This window comes from Spartobacteria bacterium UBA695, assembly GCA_002298145.1.
Classification (GTDB): domain Bacteria; phylum Verrucomicrobiota; class Verrucomicrobiia; order Chthoniobacterales; family Chthoniobacteraceae; genus UBA695.
In genome coordinates this window covers 100,354-116,528 of the sequence record DBMP01000008.1, presented here as the reverse complement: position 1 = coordinate 116,528, position 16,175 = coordinate 100,354, and the positions used below count along the sequence as shown (strand labels likewise).

Here is a 16,175-nt window from a genome sequence, read left to right as displayed (position 1 = left end):
ACATCACCCATACGGGGTATTTTCGGGGTATATATTTTCTCCCCGTATAACTCCGTTTTACTTCATCCTATAGGCTAAGCTAAGCGCGGGCCTTGAGGCGCCCCGTGCGAGCTACAGCCAGCCGCGCAGCCGGGCCTTGCGCATGACTTCCGCCCGGGTACGGCCCTGGACCTTTTCGTAGATATGCTTGATGTGCGTGTGCACGGTATGGGCGCTGATACCCATGGCTACGCCGATCTCCTTGTACGACTGACCTTGCTCCAGCCGCCGCAGGACATCCTGTTCACGGCTGGTCAGCCCATCATCTCCGGCAGAGCCGCCGCCAGTGATTTCCTGAAAATGGTGGATCACCTTGCGTGCTACTTTGGGGCTCATGGGCGCGCCGCCATCGTAAAGATCGCGCAAGGCCTCGATCAATTCCCTCGGCGTGCTTCCCTTGAGGAGGTAGCCGCAAGCCCCCGCTTTGATGGCCGAGAAGACCGTCGAGCGGTCCTCATAAATCGTGTAGGCCATGCAGTTGAGGGCCGGGTAGCGGCTTTTGAGCTGGCTGATCAAATCGACGCCGGACATTCCGGGCAGGTCGAGATCGGCCAGCAGGATGTCCGTTTCCGCCCAGATCGGCACGGCCAGAGCCTCCTCGGCGCTTTGCCAGGCCCCGTTGACCACGCAGCCGGGTTCGCCTTGCAGCATCAGGCGTAAGTTTTCCAGCAGGGTCTGATTGTCTTCGACAATCGCAATATGCATCGGGAAGGGGACGGGGTTCGCGGCTTGTTAGGTTAAGGAATCGCCCCCATTTTCCTCGGGCCTGGCCTCTTCCGCGAGCGGAATCGTAAAAATCAGCAAAGTGCCGGAGGAGGAAGTTTGCAATTCCATGGTGCCGCCGAGCTCCTCAACGCGGTGGCGCATATTCTTTAAGCCGCGCCCCGAGGGACGCATATTCTCCAGCCCAAAGCCCAGGCCGTCGTCCTGGACTTCGATCCGGTAGCTGACATCGGAAAACGCCAGTCGGATTTGGACCTCCCCGGCCTGGGCGTATTTGATCGAATTGTTGAGCGCCTCGCGAACCACCCGGAAAAGGGAAATCCCCGCTGCATACCCGGGTCCCGTTGCGGGAATCTCCCCCTGCACCGTCAGCTCCCACGTCAAGCCCACGGCGTCCAGGACCATCGCCGCATACCGCCGGAGATTGTGCACGAAGTCCCCCCAAAAAAACTCGCGCGACTCCAGCGAACTCATGATTTCCCGGACCTCCATGCCGATTTCGCAGGAAAGCTGATTGATCTGATCCAAAAGCCGGTCCTTCGTTGCGGCATCCTGCGCCCTGGCCCCCCTCGCGGCCAGCATTCCCAGGTTGGCGCTCAGCGCCCCCAAGCCATCGTGCAAATCCCTGATCAGCCGCTGCTGCTCGCGCAACCGCAGCTGCTCGGCCTCCAGTTTGACCATCTCCACCGCCTGCGCCTCCCGCTCGACCGCCATCGTCACATCCCGCAAAAAGAAAAGCCGCCCCACCTTTGTCCCGCCCTGGTCGATTAGTTCCACCGACGAGCTCTCCAGCCATTGCTGCTCGCCGAGGACTGACTTAACCTGTAACCGCACGGGAACGCGGCCCGCGGAGAAAAGATCCCGCCCAGGCGCGGCGAACGAATCCTGGGGCTGATCCAGTGCCGCGTAGCGCTCCACCCCCAGGATCTCCTCCGCCCTGGCGTTAAGCTCCACGACCTTCCCCTGCATATCGAACACCACGATGGCCTCCTTCATGTGTTCCAGAAGCACATCCCGCGCGATCGGCTCCAGGTTCAGGATACGGTGATGCAAAACCAACCAGGCCGTAATAAGCGCGGAGGGGACAAAGGCAAACATCGTGAGATTAAGCCCCCGCAGCGGCGTTTTCCCGAATTGGAAAAGAAGGTCTACCGCACTCGGGAGCACATAGGCCACCAGGATGCCCATAATATTGCGGCGCGCATTCGGCAGCGCCGAAGACCCCGCGGAAAGTATAATGAAAACGCCCAGCACCCCCACCGCATAGGTATAGATAATATAGAACCTAAACCATGGCCCGTTTTGGTAATGCAACACGCTTAAAGGCCCCAGCGTCTCCAGCGTAAAATGGTACCGGAACCATTCGTGATATTGGGCCGTCAGTGCAAAACCGACCGTCACGAGCGGCACCACCAGCAGCAGCTTCCACACCATCGGTCGTAACCAATGTTCGCCCCCCGCCAGATGGACCGCCACCGCCAGCCATAGGGGCGCGAAGAACGGGAAAAAAACAAAGGAGACCTGCATCAAGACCACCTTGGCTTGAAGTGACTGAACCGTGATCTGGTAGTAATAAACCACCGCCACGATGGCGCAGAAGCTCATCAGCAGGCCAAAGATAAATGAAATCCGATGCCGACTCCGGAAAAAAGTATGAATGGCCAGCCCGGCGTAGAGCAAAAACGAACCCCAAAGGAAATGAGGCAATGCGGATAGGTTGATCATATTCATCCCGGCCGCACGCTATGGGAGAACCGGGCGCCACTCAATCCATCAAACGGCCTAACCGCTGTTATTCGTCCGAAAAGGGCTCCGAAAGCATCCCCGCCTAGCCTGGAGCGTACCGAAGGGCTAGGTTCCATCAGATAAATGGTGGGAGCGGAGGGATTCAAACCCCCGACCAACTCGGTGTAAACGAGCCGCTCTATCGCTGAGCTACGCTCCCCAAAAATGACGGAGTCGATAACCTCTCAGATTTTTGGTCTCCGGCAAGCCTTTATTTTGCCGCTTTGACCTCGAGCTGCTTTTCGATCACGGCGTAGGCGTTGTGGTTGTGGATCGACTCGAAGTTCTCCGCTTCCACCCGGTACCATCTGATGTTGGGCTCGCGCTCGGAAAGGGATGCAACGTTGCGCACCAGGTCTTCGACAAAAACCGGGTTGTCGTAGGCTCGCTCCGTCACCGTTTTCTCGTCAGGCCGTTTCAGCAGCGAATAGAGCTCGCAGCTGGCGCACCGCTCGACGAGCTGGATCAAGTCCTCAATCCAGATCGGTTTGTGGAACCGCACGGAGTAGGTAACTTGCCCGCGCTGGTTGTGCGCGCCGTAGTCGCTGATGGCCTTGGAGCAGGGGCAGAGGGTCGTGACCGGGACGATGACGGTTGCGACGAAATCGACGTCGTTCCCGTCTGCCGTGGCGGCGAAGCGGACGGTGTAGTCCATCATTCCCGTGGCGCCCGTTGCCGGGGCTTTCTTTTCCAGGAAAAATGGGAACTCGAACTCCAGGTGCGCTTTCTGCGAATGGAGCTTGGTGCGCAGGCGCTGGAGGATATCCCGCACGCTGTCGATGTGGATCACGGGCCCGTGTTCGTTGAGCGCCTCCACGAAGCGGCTCATGTGCGTGCCCTTGTATTGATGGGGAAGATCGACGGTCAGTGTGAACTGCGCCACGGTGCTCTGCATCGAGCGGGCTTTGTCGCGAACCTGGATGGGGTAGCGCAGGTTTTTGACTCCCACGCGGTCGATCGGAATCCGGCGGTGATCGGGTTCGCTCTGCGTGTCTTTGAGGTGATGGAGTTCCATTTAGATTGAGTATTTTTCCGCGATCCACTGCGGGATTTTGGCGCTCCTGCCGGTTTGGATGTCGACCATGGTGTAGCGAAATTTGCCGTCGCAACAGAGTTTGCCGTTGGCTTTTTTGCGGATCTCGAAGCTGACGGTGACGCCGTCGGTGTGCATGACGCTGACCCAGGTGGCGACGAGGACGGTGTCGCCCATGAGCAGCGGCCGCTTGTACTCGATATTGGCCGTGCGAACGACCCAGCCGAACCCGGCTTTGAGGAATTCGTCCATCGAGAGCCGGTAGCAGCGGGCCATCTGGTCGTAGCGCGCCGCGAGCACGTAGTCGAAGTACCGGCTGTTGTGCACATGCTGGTTCATGTCGATGTCGTCCGGCCGGACGGGGAGCTCTGTTTCGAACCGCGAACCTTCGATGGGAGTCGGGGAATCGGTCATCTGCGGGAAGTTAAAGGAAAAACGAAAGCAGTACGAGCGCCAGCACGGTCGAGGTGATGACAACATACGCGACATCCTTCTCCACCGCAAACATCACGATGGAGACCGCCACGCGCAGGAGCGGGGTGGAGATAAGGAGCAGGAGCCCCGGGGCGATGAGCGCCACGCCATGGCCCGCCCGAGCCGCTTCCAGGAAGCCGCTCAGCGTCAGGATGCGCAGATCCGGGTGGGTCAGCAGCTGGTGAAAGTCTGCCGCCGTGCCGCCGTGGAGCCCGTATTCGCCCGGCTGCACGAAGGCGCACACCGTGCCGAGGGTGATCAAGATCAGGCTGATGGCCACGCCCCAGCGAAGGACGTCGCTGATGATAATTTCTCCTTCCAGCGCTTTGCTCATTTGAACCCTTTCAATAACATCTGAACGGCCGTGATGACGAGTACGGCGACGAATACGCGGCGAATCCACTCGCTCTTGAGATGACCCAGCACCCGCGAGCCGATCTTTGCCCCGAGCAGTACGCCCACGGCCACGGGTGCCGTCACAAAGGGCTGCACGTCGCCGCGCATGAAGTATACCGCCGCGCCCGTGGAGGCCGTTACGCCGATCATGAAATTACTCGTTGCCGTGCAGACTTTCAGCGGGATGCCCATGGAGAGGTGCATCACCGGGACCTTCAATACGCCGCCGCCGATGCCGAGCAGGCCGCTCAAGATGCCCGCGGCTCCGCTGACTGCAAGCCCCGTGCCGGTTCGCGATACCCGGTAGCTGATTTCCTGGTTGAGCGCTTTGTCAAAGTAGGACGTATGCAGCTTGAGCCGGTCGGCCCAGCGGTCGGGCGGCAGTTCGCGCGGTTTGCCGTCCTGAGGGCGGGACATGGAGTAGGCGGTATAGCAGAGGACCAGGCCGAAGAGAACGTAGAGGCTTTTCCCAGGGACGTAAGCTGCCAGCAACGCCCCGAAAAGAGCGCCCGCCGCCGTGGCCACCTCCAGGAGCATCGCCAGGCGCATGTTGGTAAGCCGCTGGCGCACATAGCCCGAAGCGGCCCCGCTGGAGGTCGCCACCACGGCGACAATCGAAGCCGCGATGGCCGTGCGAATATCGACCCCCATCAGAAGCGTGAGCGCCGGGACGACAATAATGCCGCCGCCCACGCCCACCAGCGAGCCTAGGAGTCCCGCCGCGATGGAGATCGCAGCGATGATTACAGTGAAAAGAAGCGGCGTCATGGGTGAGTCCCCTTAAAGTCAGGTAGGGGGTCCCCCTGAGTCAAGCTCTACCCGTTGCCGGGTAGCTGCCCGCCAGTACCGCTTCCGCGAGTACGTGCCCTTTGATTGCCTTGAAAAGCTCGTTGGCAAAGAAGCCGTCCTTTAAGTCCACCCGGGTATCGAGCGCGTAGACGTGCAGTTCGTACGTGTGCGCCTTGTCCGGGGGGGCCATTCCGCCGTAGCGGGCGGCCTCCACGTCGGTTAGCGCCTCGTCGCCCAGCAGGCGCGAGGCCCAGCTGTTGACGCCTTGCACGAAGCGCCCTTTGGGGTTGGCGCTGGCGTTTTCCTCCAGGTCCGGCTCGGTCAGGTTCGCCGCCACCCAGTGAATCCAGGAGAACCGGGCGACCGGGATCGCGTCCCGGTCCTCCAGAAAGAGCGCGAAAGAGCGGGTGCCCCCCGGCGCGTCGTGGATTTCGATCGGGAAAGAGAGCGTCGGCATCCCCTTAAAGAACTGCGTGCCGTGTTTGCCGTATTTTAACTCGAAAGCGCCCTTTTTAATTCCGGCGCTGGTAACCGTCATTATCGCTTTAGCCTTAGCCATGCCCGCCATCATGCCCAAAGCCGCCGCCCCCAGCAGCAAAAAAAGATAGCCTTGGGTCGTTCTCATGGGTTCCCCGGGTGACTAAACTCCTTGAATTGCCAAAATGAAAGCGATAAGGGTTTACCCCTTTTCCTTACTCACCATGGCTCGTCCCGTTAAGCGCATCGTTCTCAAATTCGGCACCGGAATCCTGACCACCCCGGAGGCCAGCACGCTCGACCGCGGCCAGATTGACCGTCTTTCCGCCGAGGTCGCCGCAGCTGTCTGCGGCGGCTACGAGTGCCTGCTCGTCTCCAGTGGCGCCGTCGGCGCGGGCCTGATGGCGCTCGGGTACGAGGAGCGGCCGAAGGATCTGGCGGGCATCCAGGCGTGCGCCGCCGTCGGGCAGTCCCGGCTCATGAATCTTTACGAAACGGCCTTCGCCTCCCGTGGCCTGCTGGTCGCCCAGTTGCTGCTGACCTACCGCGACCTCGACAGCCGCAAGAGCTACTCCAACGCGGGTAACACTCTCAACCGCCTCCTCGACGAAAAGAAAGTCGTCCCGATCATTAACGAAAACGATTCCGTGGCCGTCGAGGAACTCCGCTTCGGCGACAACGACCGGCTTTCCGCCGAAGTCGCCATGCTGGCCAAGGCCGATCTCCTAATCCTCCTCACCAGCGCCGAGGGGCTCCTCAATAACGGCGAACTGGTGCGCGAAGTCACCGATATCGACTCCGTCATGCAGTACGCCAAGCCGACCAAGGGCAAGCTGAGCGTCGGCGGCATGGGCAGCAAACTGCTGGCCGTCAAAAAAGCCGTCCTGGCCGGTATCCCCACCGTCATCGCCAGCGGCCGCGCCCCGCACGTCATCACCTCCATCCTGAAGGGGGAAGCCGTCGGCACCCGCTTCCACGTTAAAGAAGCCTAAAGGGCGCAAAAAGACAAAGTGGATGACGTGCCCCGGTTTTTAGAGGTGCCCTAAACTCCCGTTTGGACACGGGGGGAAAACTACGTTATTCTGGGCCCTTCGCAGATAAAACCATCATGAGTCTCCAAGAAACGATCCTCGAAATGGGCAAGCGGGCTCGCGCCGCTTCCAAAGAACTCGCCCGGCTGACCACCGTGCAGAAGAACGCCGGCCTCCTGGCCATGGCCGACGAACTCGTTTCCGCCGAACCGACCCTTCTTGCCGAAAACGCCCGGGACGTCGAAGCCGCCCGTGCCAGTGGCCTTTCCAAAGCCATGATCGACCGGCTCACCCTGACCCCCGCCCGCGTCGTCTCCATGGCCGAGGGCATCCGGCAGGTCGCCACGCTACCCGATCCCGTCGGGGCCAATATCACCCAGTGGACCCGGCCCAACGGCATTGAGATTTCCAAAGTCCGCGTCCCCATCGGCGTCATCGGCATCATTTTCGAGTCCCGCCCCAACGTCACCAGCGACGCCGCCGTCCTTTGCACCAAGACCGGCAACGCCGTCATCCTGCGCGGCGGCAGCGAGGCCATCCACTCCAACCTGGCCATCGCTGCGGCCCTGGCCAAGGGGGCTGCCCGCGCCGGGCTGCCTGCCGACGCCATCCAGCTTGTCCCCACCACCGACCGCGAAGCCGTCAAGCTCCTGGCCGGGATGGATCAATTTATCGACGTCATCATTCCCCGGGGCGGCCGGGCCCTCATCGAGGCCGTCGTCTCCGCCGCGCGGATGCCCGTCATCAAGCACTACAACGGCATTTGCGCCGTCTACGTTGACAAAGCCGCTGATCTCGCCATGGCGCGCAACATCGTCATTAACGCCAAGACCCAGCGTCCCGGCGTCTGCAACGCCATCGAGACCGTCCTGGTTCACAGCGACGTAGCCGAGGCCTTCTTTAAGGACACCGGCGCGGCCCTTCTGGAAAAAGGCGTGCAAATCCGCGGCGACGCCCGGGTGCGCGAGCTGGTCGCCGCCGCCGTCCCCGCCACTGAAGAGGACTGGAACACCGAGTTCCTCGAACTCATCCTGGCCGCCAAGATCGTCAATTCCCTCGATGAAGCCATCGAGCACATCGAAACGCACGGCTCGCACCATAGCGACGCCATCGTCACCGCCGACCCGGTAGCCGCCGAGGCCTTCCTCAACCGGGTCGATTCCGCCACCGTTTACTGGAACGCCAGCACGCGCTTCACCGACGGCGGCGAATTCGGTTTCGGCGCGGAAATCGGCATCAGCACCGATAAACTCCACGCCCGGGGCCCCATGGCCCTGGAGGAACTGACCACCTACAAATACCAGATCCGGGGCACGGGTCAGATTCGCGGATAGGTAGAAATACGCAGCGAGAGCAAGGGCTAATAAAACTAATGGACTTTGCGCCTCAGGGGATACTACATTTGACGTATTTTCGGACTGCTTGCGACGGCGTTCCAGTGTGAGGCAATCACTTTTCTGACGCGCTAAAAGCGGTCCCCACGCGATTCCCTGAAAGCCCCCACCCATGCACACCGCCCTTTTCCTCCGACAAATGGACTACGTGTTCTTTGTCTACGGATTTGCCTTCATCGTCCTGGCGGCGGTCTGCGCCATGCTCCAGCAGCGGAACACCTTCCGGCTGCCGTGGATTTGGTTCGGCCTCTTTGGGCTGATCCACGGCCTCCACGAATGGATGGAGGTCGCCGTCTTTTGTTTTGGCGACCCAAAGCCTTTTGCCATCTTCCGGGGAGCCGTCATGGCGCTCTCCTTTCTCTTCCTGGTGGAGTTCGCCCGCGCGGGTTGGTGGGAGCTTAAGGGGAGGGGGCTTGGCCGCTGGATCTACATTCCGCTGCTCATCTTCGTAGCCTGCGGCGGTCTCTTTGGCGGCATCGCGGGCATGCTGGCCTACAGCCGCTATGCGCTGGGCCTGGTCGGCGGGCTCTGGACGGCGAAGGTCCTCTCTGAAGCCGCCGACAAAATCAAGTCCCCGAACTCCGTTTTCCTGCGGATCATGGCCTCTGCCATGGCCATCTACGCCATCGCCGCAGGCCTCTTTGTCCTGCCGTCACCCTTCTTCCCGGCCAACGTCATTAACCAGGTTAACTTCCAGCGCTGGACCGGCATCCCCATCGAAGTCTTCCGGGCCGTGCTGCCCATCGCGACCGCCATCGCCATCTGGGGGTATTACCGCCGGAGCCGCCGCGAGGCCGAGATCATCCTCGGGCGCGGGCAGGAGCGGGGCTATGGCGTGGGCCTCACCGCCATCCTTATCGGCATCGTCACCGCCGGGTGGTTTGCCGTTGATCACGTCGGTAAAGTCACCGAAGCTGGCTACCGCCAGGCGCTGCTGGACAAAGTGCAGCTCTGCGCCTCAGCCATCGGCCCTGAGCATTTTGGCAAACTGACCTTTACCCCCGAGGATCTCAATACCCCGGACTACCAGTGGCTCGGCACCCGTCTGAGAGCGATGCAGGCCTCCGACACCATCTACCGGGGCATCCACATCATTGTCCCCAAGGACGGCCGCTACATCTACCTTGCCGATTCCGTCCCCGCTGGCGACCCCACCCATACCCCGCTGGGCATCCCGGTTCATCATCCTCCGGCAGAACTCGACGCCGTCTTTGCAGGCGGACACGCCACCACCGTCGGCCCCGGCGTCAACGACTGGGGGCGCTACGTCACCGGCTACGCCCCCATCGTGAACTCCAAGAGCGACCGGGTTGTCGCCGTCATGAGCCTCGACATGGAGCCCTCCATCATGGAGCGCGGCGTGGCCGCTCAGCGCGGCACCTTCATCCTGGCCACCCTTTTTACGGCCATCCTGGTCATCTTCTTCATGGTCGTCCGGCAGCGCATCCTGCAATCCTCGCTCGGCATCGCCTTTAGCGAGCGCCGCATGGCCGAGGCCCAGCGGATCGCCCATTTGGGCAACTGGGACTGGGATCAGCGCCTGCGCCAGCTCGTCTGGTCCGAGGAAACCTTTCGGATGCTCGGTTTGCCCGAGCGCGGCATCAAGCCGACCCAAAAGCTCCTCCTGGAGCGCGTCGATCCCGAGGACCATGGGCTGGTCTGCGAGCTTTTGCGCCAATCCCTTGAGGGACTCAAGCCGTGCCGGGGCGAATTCCGCGCCGTTCTGCCCGACGGCGTTGAGCGGATCATCTTCTTCCAGGGCGAGCCGGTGGAGAACCCCGACGGCGGCGCCCCCTTCCGCATGGCCGGAACCATGCAGGACATCACCGAGCGCAAGCAGATCGAAAACGAACTCTACGCCGCCAAGGCCGCAGCCGAATCCGCCAACCGGGCCAAGAGCGAATTCCTGGCCAACGTCAGCCACGAGATCCGCACCCCGATGAACGGCGTCATCGGCCTCACCGGCCTGCTGCTCGATACCGAGCTGACCCAGCTCCAGCGCGAATACGCCACGACCATTTCCTCCAGCGCCGAGTCCCTCCTGAAGATCATCAACGACATCCTCGACTTCTCTAAAATCGAGGCCCGCAAGCTTACGCTCGACCCGGTCGACTTCGACCTGCGCAAAACCGTCGAGGACGCGATCGAGATCGGGGCCAAGGCGGCCCACACCAAGGGCGTCGAACTGGCCAGCTTCATCGAGCCAGAAGTCTTGCGCTACCTCCACGGCGATTCGGGCCGCCTCTGGCAGGTCCTCTCCAACCTGGTCAGCAACGCCGTCAAATTTACCGAGGTGGGTGAGGTCTTCGTCCGGGTCTCGCGCGATACGCAGATCGATACCAACCCAGAGAAAGAGATCCTCCGCTTCGAAGTGCGCGACACCGGCATCGGCATCACCGAAGAACAGCAACAGCGCCTCTTCAAAGCCTTCAGCCAGGCCGACGGCTCCACCACCCGCAAATACGGCGGCACCGGCCTGGGCCTCGCCATTTCCCGCCAGCTCGTCTCCCTCATGGAGGGCGAGATCGGCGTCAGGAGCAAAGCGGGCGTCGGCTCCACCTTCTGGTTCACCGTGCGCCTCGGCAAAGCGAATACCCGGCCCGAGCCGACCGAAATCTACGCCGATCTGGCCGGGCTCCGCGTGCTCGTCGTCGATGACAACACGACCAACCGCCAAATCCTGGCCCACTACCTTTCGGCTTGGAAAATGGAGCCCGTCTGCGTCTCGGGCGGCGCCGATGCGCTCTCCATGCTGGCCTGTAGCGAGCCCTTTGAGCTGGCCATTCTCGACATGCAAATGCCCGAAATGGATGGCCTCATGCTCTCCCGGGCCATCCGCACCGCCCCCGCGACCGCCTCGCTCCCCATCATACTCCTGACCTCCATGGGCCAGTTTTCCGCCAGCGAGCCGGGCCTTGCCGATATCCAGGCCTGCCTGGTCAAACCCGTCAAGCAAGCCCGGTTACACGACTGCATCGCCCAGGTGATCGCCAAGGCCCGGGGAGCCAACGGCATGCTCGCCCTGTCCCCCACCTCAAAAACGAAGCCCAAGGCCGTCCCGGAAATCCCCGCCCCGTCGGCCCCGGTGCGCATCCTCCTGGCCGAGGACAACCTCGTGAACCAGATGGTCGCCCTCGGGCAGCTCAAGAAACTGGGCTACCACGCCGAGGTTGCCGGAACCGGCAACGAAGTCCTCGAAATGCTCCAGACCACGCCGTATGACATCGTTCTCATGGATTGCCAGATGCCCGAGCTCGACGGCTACGAGACCACGCGCCGCATCCGGACCATGGGGCCGCCGTTCGTCCAGCCCTACATCATCGCGCTGACGGCCCACGCCACCGACGGCGCCATCCGGCAATGTTCCGAGGCGGGCATGGACGACTACATCAGCAAGCCCGTCCAGCTGGGCGCCTTTGAGGCCGCCATCCGCCGGGGCAGCGTCTTTGTTCACGGGATGTAATGATCGCTGGAAATCCGCTCCCTGCAGTGATCTAATGGAGGCCGAGCGATGAGAAACGTCTTGCGCAACGAAAAACAGAAACTGGTGGGAGTCGGCCTGGGGGCGGGCCTCGCCGGAGCCCTCGTTTTTGCGCTGAAATACGCCTTCCGGCCCATGCGCAAAGCGCTCCTGCCGGAGACCATCTCGCCCGCCATTTTCTCCACCAAGGTAATGCACACCTCGCTGGGGCACGTCATTTACCACGAGTCCGGCACCGGCCAGCCGCTGCTTTTCGTCCACAGCGTTTCGTTGGGCGGCTCCTCCTTTGAGTGGTCGAAAGTTTATCCGGAATTCGCGGGCCGCTTTCGCGTTCTGGCCCCGGACCTGATCGGTTTTGGTGAATCCCAGCGCCCCGCGGCCCGCTTCAGCGCGGCCGATTACGCCCGGATGCTGGCCGATTTCATCCAGTCCACCTGCGACGACGTCAAGCCGATCGTCATCGGCAGCGGGCTCGGCGCGGGCTTCTGCGTGTTCCTGGCCAGCCAGCACCCCGACCTCGTTTCGCGCCTGATTCTTTACATGCCCACCGGCACCCGGGAATTCGGCTTCGGCCGCCTGCGTCGCAGCACCCGCTGGGCCGCGCGGTTCGACTCCCTTCACCGCTTCCTCTACCGCAACTACCAGTCCACCCGCGACGCCGTGCGCAACTGGCTTGCCGCCGGGTTCGCCGACGCGGGCAAGCTCTCGGAGGAAACCGTCGAAGTCTTCACCACCTGCGCCCAGCAGAGCGGCGCGGAATACGCCATCGGCAGCCTGCACGCCGGGCGGCTCAATTTCGACCTGGAGCCGCGCATTGGGCAGCTCAAAACGCCCGTCACGCTCCTCTGGGGCAGCGAACCGGGCATGCCCTCCCTGGAAGCGGGCGAAAAGCTCCAAAAGCTGCTGCCGCACGGCAACCTGGCCGTGATCCCGCGCGTTGGCGCCTTCGCCGCGTTGGAGGACCCGGCCGCCGTGGTCGCCGCGCTCAACGAACAGCTCGACCCGACGTTGCGGGTGGTCTAAACCCGCCGTGGCTCCTTGTTCCCGAGGTTGAACTCAGGAACGAGCGCGCGGGAGTGCAAGAGCCGACTACACCGCCACTTCGAGCCGCGGTGCGTCATTCCAGAGGTCTTCCAGACTGTAGACGTCGCGCTTGGATTCGTGGAAAATATGGACCACCACGTCCCCGTAGTCGATTACCACCCACTGGCTTAGCGGGAAGCCGTCCTGGGCGTTGGGCTTTTCTCCATGCTCTGTCCGGAGCCCCTCGGTGATCCCGCCCGCGATGGCTTTCAACTGCGGTTCCGAATTGCCCGAGCAAATCACGAAAAAGTCCGTAAAAGTTGAGATGCCACGCAGATCGAGGGCGACGATATTGGTGGCTTGTTTGTCAGAGGCGTATTTGGCGCAGGCTTGGGCGAGTTCTTCAGAGGTCATCGGTAAAGGTCGTTACTTATAATCAAATCGTGGACTTTGTCCGGCACCAAATAGCGGATCGATTGCCCGTTGGCAATCCGCTTGCGAATTTCCGTCGACGAAATGTCGATCCGCCTGTGTAGCGTCTGGTACGGGTAGGAGGTAGCGCTCTCGCTGCGGCAGAGCACCACGAAGGTCACCATCTGTTTGAGCTCATCAAAGCGCCGCCAGGTGGAAAGGGCGGGTAGGTTGTCCTCGCCCACCATGTAGAAAAACTTCGCCTTCGTGCCGTAGCGCTCCCGCAGTTCGACGACCGTGTCGATCGTGTAGGAGACCCCCACGCGGTTGAGCTCCATCTCCTCCAGGTCGAAGCGGGGCTCGTTTTCGATGGCCGAGCGGACCATCTCCGCCCGCAGCGAGTCCGGGGCCGGGCGGGTCTGGGTTTTATGCGGCGACACGGCGTTGGGGATGAAGAAAAGCCGGTCCAGGCACAGCTTTTCCACAGCCTCTCGGGCCATGATGAGATGGCCGTGGTGAATCGGGTCGAAGGTGCCTCCGTAAAAACCTAGCTTCATAAAACGTTACGGGCCGCAATGTACGCCATCGCAGCCCGTCGCGCCAGCCTGGAAATTCCGGCGGTTAACTAGGGATAAATCAGATACGGCCGACGCTCTGAGATGAAGCGCTGGTTGTACGGTGCCCAGCTGGCCACGATCCGCGAGGGGGGCACGCCGCGCTCGATCTGCGAGCGGATCGAATTGCTCCCGTAGCATTTGTAGAAAAGGTCATAGTGCGAATCCGGCCCGGTGAAAATGCTCCGGCTGGTCGCTTTCTGTGCTGCCGCCAGGATGTAGACCCCGATGGAGCAGATATCCGCCTCGGCCTTCGGGTCGATCGAGAGCTTGGAGCCCTGGAAACCGCCCTTGGCATACTCCGTGAAGCGCACGCCCGGCAGATTGCAGGAATTCATGTAGGACGTAAACTGCCCGGCGCTGGTCCATTTGCAGGCCGCCACCTGGAAGGGCTCCGGCCCGCCGCACCCCGTTTCGATGCCCTGGATCTCCCCGGCGAGGCCCGTCGCTGCGTAGTAGAAGGGGGAGCTGGCGTAGGGGATGTTTGGCGAAGTGGCGATCCAGCGCAGTCCGGTGTCGCCCCAGGTCATGGAGCGCTGCCAGTTGTGCATTTTAATGACGGTCAGGTTGCACTTCGGCTGCACCCAGCCCTTGCCGTTGGCCATCTGGGCCAGTTCGCCCGCCGTCATGCCGTGGATGTAGGGCACCGGGAGCTGGCCGACGAAAGAAATCCAGCGCTCCTCCATGGGCGGCCCCTCTACCCGCAACCCGCCGAGCGGATTCGGGCGGTCGAGCACGATGAAGGGGATCCCGGCTTCCGCCGCCGCCTCCATGCATTTGGCCATCGTGGAAATATACGTGTAGGAGCGGCTCCCGATGTCCTGCATGTCGTAGACCAGGACATCGACCCCCTTGAGCATCGCGGGGGAGGGCTTGCGCGTCGGGCCGTAGAGCGAATAGCACGGCAGCCCCGTGACGCGGTCCTTCTGGGCCGAGACGTATTTGCCCGCCCCGACCACGCCGTCCAGCCCGTGCTCGGGTGCGTAGAGCGCCACGAGCTTTACCCCGGGGGCCCGCGAAAGAACGACCCGCGTTTTTGCCCCTTCGGAGTCGATTCCCGTGTGGTTGGTCACCAGCCCCACGCGTTTCCCCTGGAGGATGGAAAATTCGTGCTGCTTGAGGACATCAATGCCGAGCTCAACCCGCTCGGCCTGGGCCCGGCTCCCCGTGGCGAGCAGGCCGCAACAAAAGGCGGCCAGCAAAACGGGGAAAAACGGACGGAATTTCGATTGAATGCGGAACATAAAAATTTAGCTTGGGGGGAATTCTTTTTATCGTATGGAACGGACAAAAATAGGTCAACTCTTGCTCTCGGGCGTCCCCGGCCCCGAACTGGACAGCGCGAGCGCGGCGGTCTTTCGTCGCGTCCAGCCGGGCGGTTACATCTTGTTTGGGCGAAACATTAAATCGGCTTTGCAACTTCGCAAGTTGATCGACGATTTACGCGATCTTTCTTCCGTGGAGCCGATCATTACCATCGACCAGGAGGGGGGCCGCGTTTCCCGTCTGCGCGAGATCGGCAACGAGCCGCCCAACGCCCAGCAGCTTCGCGACAAAGGGGACCCCGAGCTGGTCGCCCGCCACGGCCACATCACCGGGCGGCTCCTGCGCCTCTTCGGCTTTAACCTGGACCTCTGTCCCGTCCTTGATATTTCCTTCGACGACGAGGCCGACAATTCCCTGCGGGGCCGCTGTTACGGCAAAACCGTGGACCAGGTCATCCACCTCGCCGGGCAGTTCAACGACGGTCTGCGCGAGGAAGGCATCGCCTCCTGCGGCAAACATTTCCCCGGCTACACCTGCGCCACCATCGACGCCCACCATGAGCTGCCGGAAGTCAAGCGCACCCGGGCTGAGCTCGACGCGGCTGAACTAGCCGTCTTCCGGCACTTCATCACCGCCGACCAGCTCGATTCGATGATGATCTGCCACGCCTTCTACCCGGCGCTCGACCCGAGCCACACGCCCACATCGCTCTCAGAGGCCGTCATCACCGGCTTGCTGAAAAAGGAATTCGGCTTCAAGCGCCTCGTCATGACCGACGACCTCGACATGGGGGCGATCCTCAATCACTACGGCCTGGATGAGACCATCCGGCTGGCCATCACCTCGGGTAACGATCTCGCGATGATCTGCCACCGCATCCAGTGCGTCGAGGATGCCTGGCGCATCCTGGATCATCTTCCCGCCGCCGCGCTCGACCGGGCTCTGGAGAGCGTCCACGAATTCAAGAAAAAGCTCGTGCCGCCGGACCCATTCAGCGAAGAGGAATTCAAACGCCGCGATGCCGAGGTCTGGCAACTGCGCGTTGACACCCTCGGTGAGGAAAAAGCCCGCGAGCGCAGCCCGGAAAACGGCAAACGCTCGCCCGTGGAGACGTATTAAACCGAAGGGTTAGCCGCAAAAAGCTCAAAGGGGAAGAGGTGCGCCGACATTTTGTGGTCGTAGTGCTCCATTTTTGCGCCTCTTGCGCCTCTTGCGCCTTTTTGCGGCTATTCCATTTGC

General features: G+C 61.9%; 15 protein-coding genes and 1 tRNA gene. 5 read left to right on the top strand and 11 right to left on the bottom strand.

Annotation, left to right across the window (positions count from 1 at the left end; translation table 11 throughout):
- Window positions 1–111: 111 nt before the first annotated feature.
- From B2828_RS04340 to B2828_RS04305, 8 genes are all read right to left on the bottom strand, one after another.
- The gene (locus tag B2828_RS04340) at window positions 112–744 is read right to left on the bottom strand and encodes a response regulator (RefSeq protein WP_479632466.1); all 633 of its coding nucleotides are present in this window, start codon (window positions 742–744) and stop codon (window positions 112–114) included.
- A gap of 27 nt (window positions 745–771) precedes the next feature.
- A complete protein-coding gene (locus B2828_RS04335; protein ID WP_479632465.1) occupies window positions 772–2,487 on the bottom strand; it encodes a histidine kinase N-terminal 7TM domain-containing protein in 1,716 nt (571 codons plus the stop codon).
- A 145-nt stretch (window positions 2,488–2,632) separates the two neighbouring features.
- Window positions 2,633–2,707 (bottom strand) — tRNA-Val (locus B2828_RS04330).
- A gap of 51 nt (window positions 2,708–2,758) precedes the next feature.
- On the bottom strand, window positions 2,759–3,562 hold the full coding sequence (gene folE2 / locus B2828_RS04325; RefSeq protein WP_479632464.1) for a GTP cyclohydrolase FolE2: 804 nt from the start codon (window positions 3,560–3,562) through the stop codon (window positions 2,759–2,761).
- Window positions 3,563–3,994 (bottom strand): acyl-CoA thioesterase, encoded by a 432-nt coding sequence (locus B2828_RS04320; protein WP_479632463.1) that lies wholly within the window; start codon window positions 3,992–3,994, stop codon window positions 3,563–3,565.
- 10 nt (window positions 3,995–4,004) lie between these two features.
- A complete protein-coding gene (locus tag B2828_RS04315; protein WP_479632462.1) occupies window positions 4,005–4,388 on the bottom strand; it encodes a DUF1634 domain-containing protein in 384 nt (127 codons plus the stop codon).
- On the bottom strand, window positions 4,385–5,218 hold the full coding sequence (locus B2828_RS04310) for a sulfite exporter TauE/SafE family protein (RefSeq protein WP_479632461.1): 834 nt from the start codon (window positions 5,216–5,218) through the stop codon (window positions 4,385–4,387). Before B2828_RS04310 ends, B2828_RS04315 begins: the two co-directional genes overlap by 4 nt.
- A gap of 40 nt (window positions 5,219–5,258) precedes the next feature.
- Complete coding sequence (locus B2828_RS04305; RefSeq protein ID WP_479632501.1) at window positions 5,259–5,777, bottom strand: YbhB/YbcL family Raf kinase inhibitor-like protein; 519 nt, start codon at window positions 5,775–5,777, stop codon at window positions 5,259–5,261.
- 163 nt (window positions 5,778–5,940) lie between these two features.
- On the opposite strand from B2828_RS04305, the gene proB reads away from it, so the two are divergent.
- The 4 genes from proB to B2828_RS04285 all read left to right on the top strand — a co-directional run bounded on the left by proB (window position 5,941) and on the right by B2828_RS04285 (window position 12,645).
- Window positions 5,941–6,708, top strand: a complete 768-nt coding sequence (gene proB, locus B2828_RS04300; protein WP_479632460.1) for a glutamate 5-kinase — start codon at window positions 5,941–5,943, stop codon at window positions 6,706–6,708.
- A 116-nt stretch (window positions 6,709–6,824) separates the two neighbouring features.
- On the top strand, window positions 6,825–8,081 hold the full coding sequence (locus B2828_RS04295; protein WP_479632459.1) for a glutamate-5-semialdehyde dehydrogenase: 1,257 nt from the start codon (window positions 6,825–6,827) through the stop codon (window positions 8,079–8,081).
- A gap of 172 nt (window positions 8,082–8,253) precedes the next feature.
- The gene (locus tag B2828_RS04290) at window positions 8,254–11,604 is read left to right on the top strand and encodes a response regulator (RefSeq protein ID WP_479632458.1); all 3,351 of its coding nucleotides are present in this window, start codon (window positions 8,254–8,256) and stop codon (window positions 11,602–11,604) included.
- Between the two features lie 48 nt (window positions 11,605–11,652).
- Window positions 11,653–12,645 (top strand): alpha/beta fold hydrolase, encoded by a 993-nt coding sequence (locus B2828_RS04285; RefSeq protein ID WP_479632457.1) that lies wholly within the window; start codon window positions 11,653–11,655, stop codon window positions 12,643–12,645.
- 66 nt (window positions 12,646–12,711) lie between these two features.
- Here the strand turns inward: B2828_RS04285 and rsfS are convergent, their stop codons facing one another.
- The 3 genes from rsfS to B2828_RS04270 form a co-directional block, all read right to left on the bottom strand.
- Window positions 12,712–13,059, bottom strand: a complete 348-nt coding sequence (gene rsfS, locus B2828_RS04280; RefSeq protein ID WP_479632456.1) for a ribosome silencing factor — start codon at window positions 13,057–13,059, stop codon at window positions 12,712–12,714.
- Window positions 13,056–13,613 (bottom strand): nicotinate-nucleotide adenylyltransferase, encoded by a 558-nt coding sequence (gene nadD / locus B2828_RS04275; RefSeq protein ID WP_479632455.1) that lies wholly within the window; start codon window positions 13,611–13,613, stop codon window positions 13,056–13,058. Before nadD ends, rsfS begins: the two co-directional genes overlap by 4 nt.
- 68 nt (window positions 13,614–13,681) lie before the next feature.
- Window positions 13,682–14,914: an exo-beta-N-acetylmuramidase NamZ family protein gene (locus B2828_RS04270; protein WP_479632454.1), complete on the bottom strand. Its 1,233-nt coding sequence runs from the start codon at window positions 14,912–14,914 to the stop codon at window positions 13,682–13,684.
- A 34-nt stretch (window positions 14,915–14,948) separates the two neighbouring features.
- Here B2828_RS04270 and B2828_RS04265 point away from each other — a divergent pair, with 34 nt between their 5' ends.
- Window positions 14,949–16,055 carry a glycoside hydrolase family 3 N-terminal domain-containing protein gene (locus B2828_RS04265; RefSeq protein WP_479632453.1) on the top strand — a complete coding sequence of 369 codons (1,107 nt, stop codon included), beginning with the start codon at window positions 14,949–14,951 and terminating at the stop codon, window positions 16,053–16,055.
- Window positions 16,056–16,175: the final 120 nt, after the last annotated feature.

Bases quoted from the DNA above. Each gene is read 5' to 3' on its own strand.
- B2828_RS04305 (WP_479632501.1), bottom strand. From the start codon at position 5,777: ATGACGGTTACCAGCGCCGGAATTAAAAAGGGCGCTTTCGAGTTAAAA.
- B2828_RS04335 (WP_479632465.1), bottom strand. From the start codon at position 2,487: ATGATCAACCTATCCGCATTGCCTCATTTCCTTTGGGGTTCGTTTTTG.
- B2828_RS04295 (WP_479632459.1), top strand. From the start codon at position 6,825: ATGAGTCTCCAAGAAACGATCCTCGAAATGGGCAAGCGGGCTCGCGCC.
- B2828_RS04310 (WP_479632461.1), bottom strand. From the start codon at position 5,218: ATGACGCCGCTTCTTTTCACTGTAATCATCGCTGCGATCTCCATCGCG.
- B2828_RS04315 (WP_479632462.1), bottom strand. From the start codon at position 4,388: ATGAGCAAAGCGCTGGAAGGAGAAATTATCATCAGCGACGTCCTTCGC.
- B2828_RS04290 (WP_479632458.1), top strand. From the start codon at position 8,254: ATGCACACCGCCCTTTTCCTCCGACAAATGGACTACGTGTTCTTTGTC.
- rsfS (WP_479632456.1), bottom strand. From the start codon at position 13,059: ATGACCTCTGAAGAACTCGCCCAAGCCTGCGCCAAATACGCCTCTGAC.
- proB (WP_479632460.1), top strand. From the start codon at position 5,941: ATGGCTCGTCCCGTTAAGCGCATCGTTCTCAAATTCGGCACCGGAATC.
- nadD (WP_479632455.1), bottom strand. From the start codon at position 13,613: ATGAAGCTAGGTTTTTACGGAGGCACCTTCGACCCGATTCACCACGGC.
- B2828_RS04340 (WP_479632466.1), bottom strand. From the start codon at position 744: ATGCATATTGCGATTGTCGAAGACAATCAGACCCTGCTGGAAAACTTA.
- B2828_RS04265 (WP_479632453.1), top strand. From the start codon at position 14,949: ATGGAACGGACAAAAATAGGTCAACTCTTGCTCTCGGGCGTCCCCGGC.
- B2828_RS04320 (WP_479632463.1), bottom strand. From the start codon at position 3,994: ATGACCGATTCCCCGACTCCCATCGAAGGTTCGCGGTTCGAAACAGAG.
- B2828_RS04285 (WP_479632457.1), top strand. From the start codon at position 11,653: ATGAGAAACGTCTTGCGCAACGAAAAACAGAAACTGGTGGGAGTCGGC.
- B2828_RS04270 (WP_479632454.1), bottom strand. From the start codon at position 14,914: ATGTTCCGCATTCAATCGAAATTCCGTCCGTTTTTCCCCGTTTTGCTG.
- folE2 (WP_479632464.1), bottom strand. From the start codon at position 3,562: ATGGAACTCCATCACCTCAAAGACACGCAGAGCGAACCCGATCACCGC.